General features: G+C 46.2%; 13 protein-coding genes. 6 read left to right on the top strand and 7 right to left on the bottom strand.

The genetic code is table 11. From position 1 onward, the window contains the following. The coding region (locus ACWA6V_RS06230; protein WP_449521665.1) for an esterase-like activity of phytase family protein at positions 1-2,131 on the bottom strand (2,131 nt) is incomplete at its 3' end. 239 nt (positions 2,132-2,370) lie between these two features. Between ACWA6V_RS06230 and ACWA6V_RS06225 the strand changes: the two genes are divergently transcribed. After that, a complete protein-coding gene (locus ACWA6V_RS06225; RefSeq protein ID WP_449521664.1) occupies positions 2,371-3,990 on the top strand; it encodes an NAD(P)/FAD-dependent oxidoreductase in 1,620 nt (539 codons plus the stop codon). 4 nt (positions 3,991-3,994) lie between these two features. Then, a complete protein-coding gene (locus ACWA6V_RS06220) occupies positions 3,995-4,723 on the top strand; it encodes a TrmH family RNA methyltransferase (protein WP_449521663.1) in 729 nt (242 codons plus the stop codon). Positions 4,724-4,768: 45 nt separating this feature from the next. On the opposite strand, the gene ACWA6V_RS06215 is transcribed toward ACWA6V_RS06220, so the two are convergent. Both ACWA6V_RS06215 and ACWA6V_RS06210 read right to left on the bottom strand, forming a co-directional pair. Then, positions 4,769-5,635, bottom strand: coding sequence for an alpha/beta hydrolase (locus tag ACWA6V_RS06215; protein ID WP_449521662.1), 867 nt, complete (start codon positions 5,633-5,635; stop codon positions 4,769-4,771). Positions 5,636-5,648: 13 nt separating this feature from the next. Continuing rightward, positions 5,649-6,572 (bottom strand): polysaccharide deacetylase family protein, encoded by a 924-nt coding sequence (locus ACWA6V_RS06210; RefSeq protein ID WP_449521661.1) that lies wholly within the window; start codon positions 6,570-6,572, stop codon positions 5,649-5,651. 237 nt (positions 6,573-6,809) lie between these two features. Here ACWA6V_RS06210 and ACWA6V_RS06205 point away from each other — a divergent pair, with 237 nt between their 5' ends. Further along, entirely contained in the window at positions 6,810-7,460 is a 651-nt protein-coding gene (locus ACWA6V_RS06205; RefSeq protein ID WP_449521660.1) for a class I SAM-dependent methyltransferase, read from the top strand. Positions 7,461-7,475: 15 nt separating this feature from the next. On the opposite strand, the gene ACWA6V_RS06200 is transcribed toward ACWA6V_RS06205, so the two are convergent. From ACWA6V_RS06200 to ACWA6V_RS06190, 3 genes are read right to left on the bottom strand one after another with little or no spacing between them, the layout of a single operon-like run. After that, positions 7,476-8,975 carry a SpoVR family protein gene (locus tag ACWA6V_RS06200; protein WP_449521659.1) on the bottom strand — a complete coding sequence of 500 codons (1,500 nt, stop codon included), beginning with the start codon at positions 8,973-8,975 and terminating at the stop codon, positions 7,476-7,478. Next, positions 8,972-10,246, bottom strand: coding sequence for a YeaH/YhbH family protein (locus ACWA6V_RS06195; RefSeq protein ID WP_449521658.1), 1,275 nt, complete (start codon positions 10,244-10,246; stop codon positions 8,972-8,974). The genes ACWA6V_RS06200 and ACWA6V_RS06195 overlap by 4 nt, the downstream gene beginning before the upstream one ends. A 52-nt stretch (positions 10,247-10,298) precedes the next feature. After that, positions 10,299-12,221 carry a PrkA family serine protein kinase gene (locus tag ACWA6V_RS06190; protein ID WP_449521657.1) on the bottom strand — a complete coding sequence of 641 codons (1,923 nt, stop codon included), beginning with the start codon at positions 12,219-12,221 and terminating at the stop codon, positions 10,299-10,301. A 295-nt stretch (positions 12,222-12,516) separates the two neighbouring features. Between ACWA6V_RS06190 and aat the strand changes: the two genes are divergently transcribed. From aat to infA, 3 genes are all read left to right on the top strand, one after another. Beyond that, complete coding sequence (aat, locus tag ACWA6V_RS06185) at positions 12,517-13,230, top strand: leucyl/phenylalanyl-tRNA--protein transferase (protein ID WP_449521656.1); 714 nt, start codon at positions 12,517-12,519, stop codon at positions 13,228-13,230. Between the two features lie 21 nt (positions 13,231-13,251). After that, the gene (locus ACWA6V_RS06180) at positions 13,252-13,959 is read left to right on the top strand and encodes an arginyltransferase (protein WP_449521655.1); all 708 of its coding nucleotides are present in this window, start codon (positions 13,252-13,254) and stop codon (positions 13,957-13,959) included. A gap of 188 nt (positions 13,960-14,147) precedes the next feature. Continuing rightward, positions 14,148-14,366: a translation initiation factor IF-1 gene (infA, locus tag ACWA6V_RS06175; protein WP_039916411.1), complete on the top strand. Its 219-nt coding sequence runs from the start codon at positions 14,148-14,150 to the stop codon at positions 14,364-14,366. A gap of 89 nt (positions 14,367-14,455) precedes the next feature. On the opposite strand, the gene ACWA6V_RS06170 is transcribed toward infA, so the two are convergent. Next, the coding region (locus ACWA6V_RS06170; protein ID WP_449521654.1) for an AAA family ATPase at positions 14,456-15,387 on the bottom strand (932 nt) is incomplete at its 5' end.

Here is a 15,387-nt window from a genome sequence, read left to right as displayed (position 1 = left end):
TCCAGGTTTTTGCAGCCAAATCATAAATGCCGATGCGTGGATTTGCTTCGCCTGCCCATGCGCGCTGGAACGCGAGGTACAAACTGTTGTTGTATTCCGCAATACCTTCAAAACCGTTATTGATTTGTAGTGCGTTAACTGCCCCAGGTAAATGAATGACCGACTCAATAACACCAAACGCATCAGTTTTAAAAATTAAATTCATGGATACCGCACTCGCAGCTGCACCTGAACCTTCTGACGCGATCCAGAAGCCACCATCCGCTGCTTTGGCCAAACCTTCAGGATCGATGTTGACCGATTTATCGGCATTGATCATCGCCGCCAACTCTGCATTAGTGACACTGGCCAAATGCGCATTCACACCTGAATTTGCAAATACATTATTGGTGTCCATGATTTTGGTTTCGCCAATAATGAGCGCTGGTTTGCTGCTGACATCCAGGGTGAAAATTCTATTCTGGCCAAAAAAACTGTCTTCGATTGAATAAAGGGTATTGGGATTGTTCGCATCGCTAGACAAGGCCGACAAAGCACTCCATGGAATGGGATTTCCATCCGGGCGATTGACTGATTGCACCGTCGGATAACGTGCAGCTTGCTGGTTGTAATTGTAAATATTTAAGCCGGCACGAATCGCTACACCGCGCAGATCGCTTTCCGATGCAACCACATACAAATTGCGCGCGGGAATCGCCAAACCACCTTCGGGTGCCGCACTGGCCGGTAACACTTGTTTGAAAGCAGGCTTGGTTGGATCAGCAACATCGTAAACAAAAATCACACTGGAGCGTTCGCTGTTAACAAACAAATAACGGTTGCCGCCGAACACGCCCATTTCAATATTTTCTGGTTCATTACCTTTGGCATCCGAGCGACGGTCTTGGTAATGACCAAAGCGAATGGCCATATCATCCAGCGTTGAACCTGAATCCCATACCACTTGGCCTTGTTTATTAAATACGGTGAACCCACGGCTACCGCCATTTAAATCGCCTTCGTTTGCTGTGGCGAAATAATCTTTATTAATCCAGGTAACGCCATCGGGTTCACGCAGTTGTGCATTTTTGACTTCAATCGGCTTAATTACCGCTGGGCGATTATCGGTGAGATCAACATTTACCAAATCCACTGTGCCTGCAGTGAAATGTGTAGTCACTGCTGCTGTTGTCAAATCCACCAACGCGATGTGATTATTTTCTTGTAACGTCACCACAGCGATATTGTCAGTATTGATATCGACAAATTCCGGCTCCGGGTCTGCCGGATACAAAGTGGCAATACCAGTTAAGTTCACATCACGCAGGGTCCAGCTCCCGGGCGCGGCCGCAGTTAAATCCACTACGACTAACTTACCCGCAGGTAATTGTGGTGGAAGCCCGCCGTTAAGGCCTTCATCGCGTTGGTTTTCTATAACGATGGCCGCATATTTTCCGTCGGGACTAATAGCAACAGAATCCGGCTGACCGCCCAGGCTGACTCTGCGAACTATCGCCTGAGTAGCAATATCAACAACCACAAAATCACCCGACGCATTAACAAAATCGGCTGAAGTATCTACCGCTACTAACGCATGACCACCTTTTACCGCAATCGAGGTTGGTTCACCGCCCATCGCCAAAACACCCTTGGGTTTTGGCAGCGATGGATTACTGATATCCACAAATCCGATTTGTTTTTTAAACGAATCGGTGTAAATCAAGGTCATACCATCGCTGCTAGCTGCCACAATTTCTGCTGCGGTTTCATCATTAGTGTTGCAGGTTGCATTGATTTGCAAACACACAGGAAAAGTAGCGACACGATTAAAATTCATCTGGCTGTTAAGCGCAGTTTTATCGCATTGATAACTGGTCTGGGCTACTTCCGTTGCTTGCAAACTCTGATCGTTGTTTGCATCGATACCGGATTCTATTTTCAGGCCGCCACTGAAGCATTGTGCATCACCCGCAGTCAGAACGGTCTGCTTAATCAAACTGGTTTTACCGTCAGTACCGCTGGCGCCGTTGGAACCATTAGCGCCGTTAGTGCCGTTAACACCGTTTTTACCATCATCGCCACCGCAGCCAACCATCAGTGCGGGTAGTGATACGACGATCAAGAGGGGCAGGATTTTCTTTGCAAATTGCATGGGTTTATCCTTGATAAAAGTTGATTGAGAAGACACTAGCAGGGAAGGATGGTGAGGTTTTATGACGATTCAATGGCAATCAAATGAAGCTTTGATGACAGAAAAGTGGGCTAAAAACAGCACAAAAAGGGCAAGATTCGTGACCGCTCCCCCAAAACAAGCGTAAAATGCGCACTTTTGCACCAAGCTCAATTCTGTTGTTTACCCCTTTGCCGGACAGTCACCGGCCAGGAGCTATTATGATTCGCATTACCGAACTCCAACTGCCGTTGGATCATCCCGTTGACGCCCTGCGCACTGCCATCGTCAAACGCCTGAAAATCAAAGACACTGACTTGCTCAATTTCACCGTGTTTAAGCGCAGCTACGATGCGCGCAAAAAAAACAGCGAAATCACCTTTGTCTACATCATCGATTTACAAGCGAATAACGAAGAAAAAATTCTCAGCCGTTTTGCGGATGACAAAAATATTCGCCCCGCGCCCGACACCAATTACTATCCCGTCGCAGAAGCACCTGCCGATTTAAACGAGCGTCCAATTGTTATTGGTTTCGGCCCCTGTGGTTTATTCGCGGCACTGACACTCGCGCAAATGGGATTTAAACCGATAGTGCTGGAACGTGGAAAAGATGTTCGCCGTCGCACCAAAGACACCTGGGCACTCTGGCGCAATAAAGTCTTAACACCGGAATCCAATGTGCAATTCGGTGAAGGTGGCGCAGGTTTATTTTCCGACGGAAAACTCTACAGCCAAATTAAAGATCCGAAATTTTACGGCCGCAAAGTCATGCATGAATTTGTACGCGCTGGTGCGCCGGAAGAAATTATGTATGTGAGCAAACCGCACATAGGTACCTTCCGTTTAACCGGTGTCGTCGCGGCGATGCGCGAAGAAATTAAAAGCCTCGGCGGTGAAGTGCGTTTTGAAAGTAAAGTGACAGACTTTATTATCGAGAATGGCCGTATTGAAGGTGTGACGCTAGCGGATGGGGAAACATTGCGCAGCCGTTATGTGGTACTCGCACTTGGTCACAGCTCACGCGATACCTTTCGCAAATTACATGAACGCGGTGTCTATGTGGAGGCAAAACCCTTTGCGGTCGGTTTCCGTATCGAACACCCACAATCCCTGATCGATCACGCACGCCTCGGCAAATATGCGGGCCATCCTGAACTCGGCGCTGCTGATTACAAAGTTGTCTATCACGCAAAAAATGGCCGCGCGGTTTACAGTTTTTGTATGTGCCCGGGTGGAACCGTGGTTGCTGCAACCTCGGAGCCCAATCGCGTTGTCACCAATGGTATGAGCCAATACTCGCGCAATGAGCGCAATGCTAACTCGGGCATTGTGGTGGGAATTAATCCGCAAGAAGATTTTCCTGGAGGCCCACTTGCTGGTGTCGAGCTGCAAGAAAAATTGGAGTCCCACGCGTTTGAATTGGGTGGCAGAGATTACTGTGCGCCAGGGCAATTGGTAGGCGATTTTATTCGCGGTAAAGCCTCAACCGAATTTGGTGAAGTTGAACCATCGTATAAACCCGGGGTATTACTCGGCGATTTGGCCTCTTCACTACCCGATTATGTTATTGAAGCGATTCGCGAAGCCCTACCCGAATTCGGCAAACAAATTCGTGGCTTTGACCGAGACGATGCAATCCTCACCGGTATTGAAACACGCACTTCATCACCTGTGCGGATTACGCGCGAACATGAATCGCTGCAGAGTTTAAATACTCGCGGCTTGTACCCGGCAGGTGAAGGCGCCGGTTATGCCGGAGGAATTCTTTCCGCAGGCGTTGACGGAATCAAAGTCGCTGAAGCCGTTGCCAAAGCTATGCTCGCCGATTTACAAGGTTAATACGATGCAATTAAAAATCGACGACATTAAAAAACTTCACCAAAAAAAATACCGGACAGAGTTCGGCTATTTTTTGGTGGAGGGCGAACACCTGATTCTGGAACTGGAGAAGGCAGCGGAACAAAACACAGACCTACAAACCTGCGAATTATTCGTCACTGAGACTTACCAAAACTTTTCCAGTCGCTTCAAAAAAAATCTGGTTAGCGAAAAACATATGGCGCAGCTATCAGATACTAAAACACCACAAGGAATTATTGCGGTAGCGCCAATCCGATCCGGCAGCAACGCTACCAACAAAAATGAACGCGCTATTTATCTTCATGAAGTGCAAGACCCAGGCAACCTCGGTACCATTTTGCGCAGCCTCGCCTGGTTCGGCAATTTCCGCTGCCTGCTCAGCCCCGGTTCGGTTGACCCTTACAATCCCAAAGTGGTCCGCTCCAGCATGGGTGCTATTTTTCATGTGCCTATGGAATTGGATGTACCCCTGGAATCACTCAGTACACGATTTAATTCCATCGCCACTTTGGATATGAATGGTAAAGGGTTGAGCGATAACAGCTTTAAACACTTCGACTGCTATGTGTTTGGCAATGAAGCACGTGGCGTACCACGTGAAGCGCTGCAACAAATGAATGCACAAGCATTCACTATTGCAGGCTGTGGTGCGATTGAATCGCTGAATTTGGCATCGGCGGTGAACATGTGTGTGTATGAATTAACCCGATAAAAAGAGCCTACTGAACTATTTGTCTTAAGACTCTATCGCTATCTCTTAGTTTTTAAGCGGAAGCGTTGCCATCAATCCTCTAGAGAGAAGGCTGGGAAAAACACTGTGATGATTTTCATCCTGCAAAACCTCAACACGCAATTTAAATCCTTCATAATTGCGTGAGCGCAGTTGTTTCTCCATCGCCAGTAAATCGGTAACCATCGGGTAATAATCATTTTCCAGTGATCCGACAAACATAGCGACATTCGCAGGCAACCGGCTACTAGTTTTGAAAAACTCTTTTTCAAGCGCAAACATAATGCGATTGTCGTACCATAAAGATGGGCTACCGATAATATAGTCGGTAAACAAGTGGGGCTTTTTAAATAAAATATAGGTTCCAAGTAATCCGCCGTAAGAATGCCCAACAAAAATCCTTTTGCTTGAATCAATGCGATACCTTTTTTGCAATAAAGGAATGACCTGGCTTTCAATAAAGTCTACATACTCTTTGGCATGTCCAGAGGCCATACGAGCCGGGCTTGAATTACCATTTTTATCTATCGGTGAAAATGTGGGTGTGTAGTCACGCGTACGGCTGATCGCGCGATCATCCCCCTTGGAGTAGGAAATGCCTACAACAATAGCTTCTTTAACAACAGCACCGCCCATTAACGCCATGGCGCCATTGGTAACTGGAAACGCAAAATTGGTGTCATTGACGATAATTAATGGGTAACTTGACTTTGTATCATTATAAGGCTTGGGTAGCTGCACATAGAGCTCATAATCTTTGTTATTACTGTTCGCATGAATATTGACAGTTTCATATGCAGGGTAACCAAATGGAGGAAGCTGATTTGCATAACTACTACTCATAAAACCGACAAAGCCTAACACTAACAACAAAAATATTTTTCTGATAAACATTTTATTCACTTACTTATTGTTGGTTAAAAATCACGCCCGCTTTTGAAAAGGCCTTATCAATATATTCAGTGTTTTCCGATACATGACGCAACTCAGATTCGGGAACACCTTTGCTATTAGCAATAGCGGCTACTCTACCCTGTTTGTGAAATGCGACATTCGGAAAATTGCGGGCAATAGGATCCTGATAGGCTTGTTGAGGGCTAATGATTTTCCAACCTTTGCTACGCAGGTGTGCAATCAGATCGCCAACAAATAATGCAGCCGCATCATTTTCATGCAATAGCATCACATGCTGTGGCGAACGGCCAAGTGATTTTTTAGCAATAGCATCGTAGAACTCTATGGCTTCATAGAGCATCTCTACATAGAGTTTTCGTGCCTTTTGATAGTCAATCGTCTTTTTTTCTTCCGCTGCTTTTGTTAGCAGCGAACTGATATACCAATCAAAATTATCAATAGTGACATAGCCATCTTTGTAGCCAAGCTCTGTGAGCGATTGCTGCAATGAAGTGATTGCAGCCAAATCATTACCATAATGCAAATAAGGGAAACGATGATAAGGCAAGAAATTTTTGAGCGATTTCAGTAGCAAATGAGCTTTGTAGACATCCGCTGGGTAATCCAGGGTTCCCAGCTCGCTCGCCGATTTATGGCTGTAGCTGTGATTGGCTAAATGAAATCCAGCAGCAGCGTATTGTTCCAATCGTTTTTGAGTATCGATATTGATGTAATCCGCTTTCACAAAAAATAATGCATCTGGCACCTTGGCTGCAACTAGTACATCAATCAGTCTTTTAGTGCGCTCCTTTCCTGTCATCAAGGCAGAGTCGGGTGTTGGCGCATCATCAAAGGTGAAAGCAATTTCGCGCGCGCCAAGGCTGGGGGTAATCAACAACGACAAAATAAACAAAAAATGACGTGATACGTTTTTCATAGAAATCCTATTTTTATAGATCTTATTCCGATGCCTAGCAGTGTAATTACTGAACAAAAAAACTGTACGCCTGAATTCATTCAGTTTTTTAATGACCTCATGAGTATCCGAAAGTTCAAAGCTGCGAAATTATACAATTTTTCCACACCCACAAGGCGTACAATAGTTGGACACACGCAGCACCGCAGTCCTGACGCATACGCGCTTCGTATCACTCTTCCCTCCTAAAGGCCTTTTATGGCAAAGCTACGTGTTCGCTACCAAACCATTGAGTTTGGCTCTACCGATATTCACATCCGCAGCCTGCGTGACAACCAGGAGTTCTCTGATGATAAAGGAGAGGCTGAGGCATTGGGTATTTCTTCTGCCTCATGGCCACTGTTTGGGATTGTGTGGCCATCGGGAGAAGTGTTGGCGCAATTAATGGTGGATTATGCGATTGGTGAGAAGCGCATTCTGGAAGTGGGTTGTGGAATTGCCCTGGCGAGCCTGGTCTTAAATCATCGCCAGGCCAACATCACCGCAACAGATTATCACCCGGAAGTAGAAGGTTTTTTAATTGAAAACGCAGAACTTAATCAGGATAAAATTATTCCGTTCATCCGCACCGGCTGGAATGATCCAATTAGTGATTTAGGTTTGTTTGACGTTATTATCGGTAGCGATCTTTTATACGAAAGCGAACATGTGGATTTACTATCAGAGTTTATTAACCAACATGCCGCACCGCACTGCGATATTATTTTGGTAGATCCGGGGCGTGGGCATCACGCAAAGTTTAGTAAAAAAATGGTTTCACTGGGCTATTCCCATAGCCAGCGCAAACCAGAGATTGAGATTAAAACCAGCCAAATCTTTAGCGGACAAATTCTTACCTACAGCCGATAAAATTAACTGGAAAAGTCAGGCGATTTTGTTTTGTGTGCAGTGGTAACTCTGTTTGATCTCTCCCCCATCAACAGAATGCAAATGCACATCAAATCCCCAGAGACGATGCAGGTGTTTTAACACTTCCGGTGTAGAGTCACCCAAAGGGCGACGATTATGCATGTAATGGTGCAAGGTCAAAGATCTATCGCCACGCACTTCAACATTGTAAACCTGAATGTTGGGCTCGCGATTACCCAGATTATATTGTCCAGCCAAAGTCTCTCGCAGCCGCTTAAATCCGGTTTCATTATGGATGGCATCAACGTTGATTTTGTCCTGCTGATCGTCATCGACAATACTGAACAACTTTAAATCGCGCATCACCTTGGGCGATAAGAACTGCAGGATAAAACTTTCATCTTTAAAGTTTTTCATCGCAAACTGCAGGGTTTGTTTCCAATCCGAACCGGCAATTTCCGGAAACCATATACGGTCCTCATCGGTAGGTTTTTCGCAGATGCGGCGAATATCACTCATCATCGAAAAGCCCAAGGTATAGGGGTTAATACCACTAAAATAAGGACTATCGTACGCGGGCTGTGCCACCACACTGGTGTGAGACTGCAAAAATTCCAGCATGAAACCATCGCTAACATAGCCGCGCGCATGCAACTCATTTAATAAGGTGTAATGCCAAAATGTCGCCCAGCCTTCATTCATCACTTGGGTTTGACGCTGCGGATAAAAATACTGGGCTATTTTGCGAACGATGCGAATAACTTCGCGCTGCCATGGTTCAAGCAACGGTGAATTCTTTTCCAAAAAATATAAAATGTTTTCTTGCGGCTCCGCCGGGAATCTCGGTGCATTTTTTTCCGCACCACTCGTTGCTGATTTTGGAATAGTCCGCCACAAATCATTGACATGTTTTTGCAAATATTCTTCGCGCTCGCTCTGGCGCCGCTCTTCCTCATGTGCAGAAATAGGATAAGGGCGTTTGTAGCGATCCACACCATAATTCATCAAGGCGTGACAAGAATCCAGAATATCCTCCACCGCCGCTATGCCGTAACGCTCCTCGCATTTGCTGATGTAGTTTTTAGCAAAAACTAAATAGTCAATAATGGAACTGGCATCGGTCCAGGTGCGGAATAAATAATTACCTTTAAAAAAAGAGTTGTGACCATAACAGGCATGCGCAATTACCAGCGCTTGCATCGTCATGGTATTTTCTTCCATTAAATACGCAATACAAGGATTGGAATTAATGACGATTTCGTAGGCCAACCCCATTTGCCCACGTTTATACGAATGCTCGGTACTGAGCAGTTGTTTACCGTAAGACCAATGACTGTACCCTATGGGCATACCCACGGACGAATAGGCATCCATCATTTGTTCGGAACTGATCACTTCAATTTGGTTGGGATAAGTATCCAGACCGAATTCTTTGGCAAGCTCGCCGAGAATCTGGTCGCACTCCCGAATCAAATCAAAATTCCATTCAGAGGTGACAAACAGTGGTTTATTCATGCAACCTTCTTATGAAAAAGTTCACGAAAGACGGGGTAAATATCGCTTACTTCACGGATATGCTGCAGCGCAAAATGATCCGGATATTCCTCTTGGATAGACTCGTAGGTGTTCCAGAGGGCTTGATGTTCGTTGTTGGTAATCTCAATATAGGAAAAATATTGGCAATTAGGTAGAAGATCATCGACCAGGATATCGCGGCACACATCCGAATCTTCACCCCAGTTATCGCCATCCGATGCCTGAGCACCATAAATATTCCACACCTCAGGTGAATAGCGATCCTGAATAATTTCCTGCATCAGGTGCAAGGCACTGGATACAACGGTACCACCGGTTTCGCGCGAATGAAAAAATTCGTCTTCATCCACTTCTTTGGCACTGGTGTGATGGCGAATAAATACGATTTCTGTTTTTTCGTAATTCCGCTGCAAAAATAAATACAGCAAGATAAAGAAACGCTTGGCGATATCTTTGGTAGCCTGATCCATAGAACCAGAGACATCCATAATGCAAAACATCACCGCCTTGGAGCGAGGGATAGGTTGTTTGATATGGAGGTTGTATTTGAGGTCAAATGTATCCAACCAAGGAATTCGGCTGATGGCTTTTTCCAGTTTGGCAATTGCATCTATTAATTCACGCTCGCGCTCTTTATCACGTTTTGCTTCAGGCATTGTTGCCAAGGCTGATAGCTCTGCCTGCAACTCAGCCAACTGCCGCCGCTTGCCAGACGCTAAAGCAATGCGCCGCATATTGGCGGAACGCAGCGAGCGCACAATATTAATTCGCCCCGGCTGCCCCTCATTGGCAATACCGGCGCGCACGGTTTTAAATTCTTCCAAGCCCGATAGCTGCCGCTTGATAAGGTTGGGGAGCTCCAAACCGTCAAACATAAAATCCAAAAACTCTTCCTGCGAAAGTGTAAACGAAAAATCATCCATCCCTTCACCAGAATTACTCGCATTACCGCCACTGCCCTGCCCACTACCACCTTCGGGCCGTGCAATTTTATCGCCCTCCGAAAAATGTTTATTGCCCGGCAAAACACGTTCGTTGTGGCCACCTTGGCCGTGATAAATACTGGGTTCACTAATATCGCGCGCGGGAATACTGACTTTACCGCCCTTATCAATATCGGTAATCGATCTTTCACTCACCGCATCTGAGACGGCTTTCTGGATTTGCTGGCGATAGCGCCGTAAAAAGCGTTGGCGATTTACGGCGCTTTTGTTTTTGGCATTGAGACGTCGATCAATAATGTAACTCATACTTCAACCTTAACGTTTGCAACGCAAGAGAAATTCGCAAGAGAAGACAAGCTTACTGCGATTTTCTCACTCTCAGATACCATTCGGACAACAACCGCACTTGTTTTTCGGTGTAACCGCGCTCCACCATGCGCTGCACAAAGTCGTGATGTTTTTTCTTGTCTTGCACCGAGGCCTTGGCATTGAATGAAATCACTGGCAACAAATCTTCGGTATTGGAGAACATTTTCTTCTCAATTACGATGCGCAGTTTTTCATAGCTGCGCCAATCCGGATTTTTGCCTGCATTATTGGCTTTAGCACGCAACACAAAGTTGACTATCTCGTTGCGGAAATCTTTAGGGTTACTAATCCCCGCAGGCTTCTCGATTTTTTCCAACTCGTCATTAAGCGATGAGCGGTTGAGGATCTCTCCTGTTTCGGGGTCGCGATACTCTTGATCCTGAATCCAGAAATCCGCATAGGTAACATAGCGGTCGAAAATATTTTGCCCATATTCCGCATAGGATTCCAAATAAGCCGTCTGGATTTCTTTGCCGATAAAATCTACATATTTGGGCGAAATGAATTCTTTTAATGCATTCAGGTATTTCTCTTGCACCTCTTTGGGGAATTGCTCCTGCTCGATTTGTTGCTCTAGCACATACATTAAGTGCACCGGATTAGCGGCAATTTCGGTTGGATCAAAATTAAATACTTTCGATAGAATCTTGAACGCGAACCGGGTTGATAAACCTGTCATGCCCTCATCAACACCTGCTGCATCGCGATACTCTTGCAATGATTTTGCGCGCGGATCTGTGTCTTTCAAGTTTTCACCATCGTACACACGCATTTTGGAAAAGATATTGGAATTTTCCGGTTCTTTAATGCGCGACAACACCGAGAACTGTGCAAGCATTCGCAGTGTATCTGGAGCGCATGGTGATTTTGAGAGCGAAGAGTTTTGTAGCAATTTTTCGTAAATTTTCATCTCTTCGGTAACACGCAAACAGTAAGGCACTTTGACAATGTACACACGGTCAATAAACGCTTCATTGTTTTTGTTGTTACGGAAATTTTGCCATTCCGATTCATTGGAGTGCGCAAGAATAATCCCATCAAACGGAATTGCTCCCAAGCCTTCAGTGCTATTGAAGTTACCCTCTTGTGTTGCGGTCAAGAGCGGATGCAGCACTTTAATAGGAGCCTTGAACATCTCCACAAATTCCATCAAACCTTGGTTGGCGCGGCACAGACCACCGCTGAAACTGTAGGCATCCGGATCGTTTTGCGGAAACTCTTCCAATTGGCGAATATCAACCTTGCCTACCAGCGAAGAAATATCCTGGTTGTTTTCATCACCCGGTTCAGTTTTGGTAATAGCAACCTGATTGAGAATGGACGGATACATTTTTACCACTTTGAACTGGGTAATATCCCCGTGAAATTCATGCAAACGCTTGGCCGCCCAAGGCGACATAATCGTTTTAATATAGCGGCGTGGTATGCCGTAATCCTCTTCGAGAATTTTTCCATCTTCATCGGGATTGAATAACCCCAGCGGCGATTCAAAAACGGGGGAACCTTTGATGCAATAAATCGGCATTTTTTCCATGAGCGATTTAAGCATCTCAGCCAATGAAGATTTACCACCGCCCACAGGGCCTAGCAGATACAGAATTTGTTTCTTTTCCTCCAGACCTTGCGCCGCATGCTTGAAAAACGACACTATCTGTTGGATACACTCTTCCATGCCATAAAATTCATTAAAGACTTTATAGCGTTTCATAATTTTGTTGGAAAAAATTCGGCTGAGACGTGCATCTTGCGAGGTGTCGATCATCTCAGGCTCACCAATCGCCATGAGCATGCGCTCGGCAGCGGAAGCGTACACGCTGGGATCTTTTTTGCAGAGTTCGAGATATTCCTTAATCGTCAATTCTTCCTGCTGGGTAGTTTCAAAACGCTCGCGGTAATGACTGAAAATACTCATAATCTACCTCGGGTTAGCGACTAAAGCGGCAAACGACAGATTGCTAAAACAGTAAACGATGTTGACATTAACAGGCTATACAAAATTAACTATTAACTGATACTCCTAAGCATAGCCCTAAAATTCTCAAGCATTAAAGGGAATAACAAATTATTGACTGATTTCTCGCTACACTTTTACACTCAAAAAACGCGCCAAGTAATTCAAATTTGTGAGAAACATTGTGCAACCCCCACTATAGCGGTGCGCGATATACCTCGCATTTTTATACGCATAAACTATTGATATGGACTCTATGATTTCAATCCCCTGGCTAAACCCTAATAACCATGAATTCCCTGATCCCGCGCAGGCACTGGATGACCCCGAAGGCCTGCTTGCGGTCGGTGGCGATTTATCGCCAGAGCGAATTCTCGCGGCCTATTATCGGGGGATATTTCCCTGGTTTAATCCAGGCGACCCTATTTTGTGGTGGAGCCCCAGCCCGCGCACGGTGGTTTTCCCCGATCAGCTGCACATATCCAAAAGCTTGCGCAAAACACTGCGCAAAGGGACCTATCGGGTGACATTCGACCATTGTTTTCGCACCGTAATGACCGCCTGCGCTGCACCGCGCGCCTATGCCAATGGAACCTGGATTAGTGAAGACATCATTGCCGGCTACTGCGCTCTGCATGAACGCGGCTTTGCCCATTCGGTAGAAGTCTGGCGCGGCAATGAATTAGTGGGTGGACTCTACGGTATGGCCTTGGGGCAGATATTTTTTGGTGAGTCTATGTTCAGCCGCGCCGATAATGCTTCCAAAGTAGGTTTTGCCCATCTGGTACGGCAACTGCGCGCGTGGGATTTCCAGTTGATCGATTGCCAGGTCGCAAACGAGCATCTATTTAGTTTGGGGGCAGTTGAAATCCCGCGTGAAGAGTTCCAGCGAATGCTGATAAACTTTACCGATAAACCCGGCGTGAATTCGTTGATATGGTCGAATATGACGGTCGCTGCTTGGGAATAACCGGATTTGCGCGAGGCAATCATGTCTGACCTCTCCACCCTCAAGCTATTTGCAACCCAACCTCACCCCTGTAGTTATCTCGATGGGCAAGAGGCGACGACGGTATTTGTCGATCCGGAAGCCAATATTGATCCTACACTCTACACCCAATTATCGCAGCTAGGTTTTCGCCGCAGCGGTGCACACCTCTATCGTCCGCAATGCCTGCGCTGCCAAGCCTGCGTCTCCTGCCGCATTCCTGTGAAGCTATTCAAACCCAATCGCACGCAACGCCGCTGTTTGCAGCACAATCGCGACTTATCACTGCAAATAACCCAAAGTATCAACACACTTGAGCACTACAGCCTCTACTCCCGCTATATTGAAAGCCGGCACCAGGACGGGGATATGTATCCTCCATCCGAAGATCAATACAAGGCATTTCTCACCAGCGAATGGGGCATTACGCAGTTCATTGAGTTTCGTCTGGATGGGCGTTTGATTGGTGTGTCGGTGTGCGACCATTTGGGCGATGGACTTTCAGCGGTCTACACCTTTTACGATGCAAGCGAGGAGAGCCGCAGCTTGGGTAAATTTGCGATACTTGCGCAAATCGAAAAGGCCAAAAGCCTTGGGTTGGACTACCTCTATCTCGGCTACTGGATCAAAGAGTGCGAAAAGATGAATTACAAGATTCAGTATCGCCCCTTGGAATTGCTGGTAAATCGTCGTTGGATGCGACTTAACTGAATGTTCTGGCTTCGACTTGCGCAGATTTGCAGCGAAGCAAAGCGATAAATTGCAGTAAACCCCGCTTTTATCCCCTTTCCACTTGGCGCCGCTGGTTAATTAAGGCACAATTCACGCCTATTTTTTTACCCCCTCCTATCGCAGTATCGCGATGGGTAGAACTATTGAAAACCTGAGGAAACTGCCGCATGGCAAAAGACGATTGCATTGAATTTGATGGCGAAGTGGTTGATACCCTGCCCAACACCACCTTTCGCGTAAAACTGGAGAATGGACATGTGGTTATCGCCCACATCTCCGGCAAGATGCGCAAAAACTATATCCGCATTTTGACAGGTGACAAGGTTAAGGTTGAGATGACTCCCTATGACCTGACCAAAGGCCGCATTACTTATCGTGCACGTTAATCGCATCTTTTAACGTTTTGCATAAGAACAAAAAGCCGCACATGTGCGGCTTTTTGTTTTTCGGTGCAGCTGATAATTAAAGAAGATAATTATGCAGGCTGTGCATGCTTGGCTTTCACTTCGATTATCAACTTATCCTCAATCGTATCCACATCTACATCCACAGTGCCACCACCGTGAGACAGCGAACCAAAGAGGATTTCTTCAGCCAGCGGCTTCTTCAGTTTGTCCTGAATTAAACGCGCCATCGGACGAGCACCCATTTTTACATCGTAACCATGGATGGCTAACCATTCACGCGCTTCATCACTGATCTCCAGGGTAACGTGCTTATCATCCAACTGGGTTTGCAATTCCATCAGGAATTTGTCCACCACAGTTTTGATGGTATTGAGTGTCAGTGATGCAAACTGGACTATCGCATCCAAACGGTTGCGGAACTCCGGGGTAAACATTTTCTTGATCGCTTCCATACCATCGGTAGTGTGGTCTTGATGGGTGAAGCCGATAGACGCACGGCTCATTACCTCAGCACCCGCATTAGTGGTCATGATCAAGATAACGTTACGGAAGTCAGCTTTGCGGCCATTGTTATCGGTCAGGCTACCGTGATCCATCACTTGCAACAGCAAATTAAAGACCTCAGGATGAGCCTTCTCGATTTCATCCAGCAGCAACACACAGTGCGGCTGCTTGTTGATCGCATCGGTCAACAGGCCGCCCTGATCAAAGCCTACATAACCTGGTGGTGCACCAATTAAACGCGATACGGTATGGCGCTCCATATATTCCGACATATCGAAACGCACCAGCTCCATCCCCATGCATTTAGCCAATTGACGGCAGACTTCGGTTTTACCCACACCGGTTGGACCAGCGAACAAGAAGGATCCAATCGGTTTTTCTGCTGCGCCTAAACCAGCGCGCGACAGTTTGATTGCCGTGGCGAGGGTATCGATTGCTTCGTCTTGACCAAACACAGTCATCTTCAAATTCTGATCCAGTTTGCGCAATTGCTCTT

Source organism: Cellvibrio sp. (assembly GCF_053579595.1).
The sequence above is the reverse complement of the archived record's forward strand: the minus strand, read 5'-3'. Positions and strand labels throughout refer to the sequence as shown.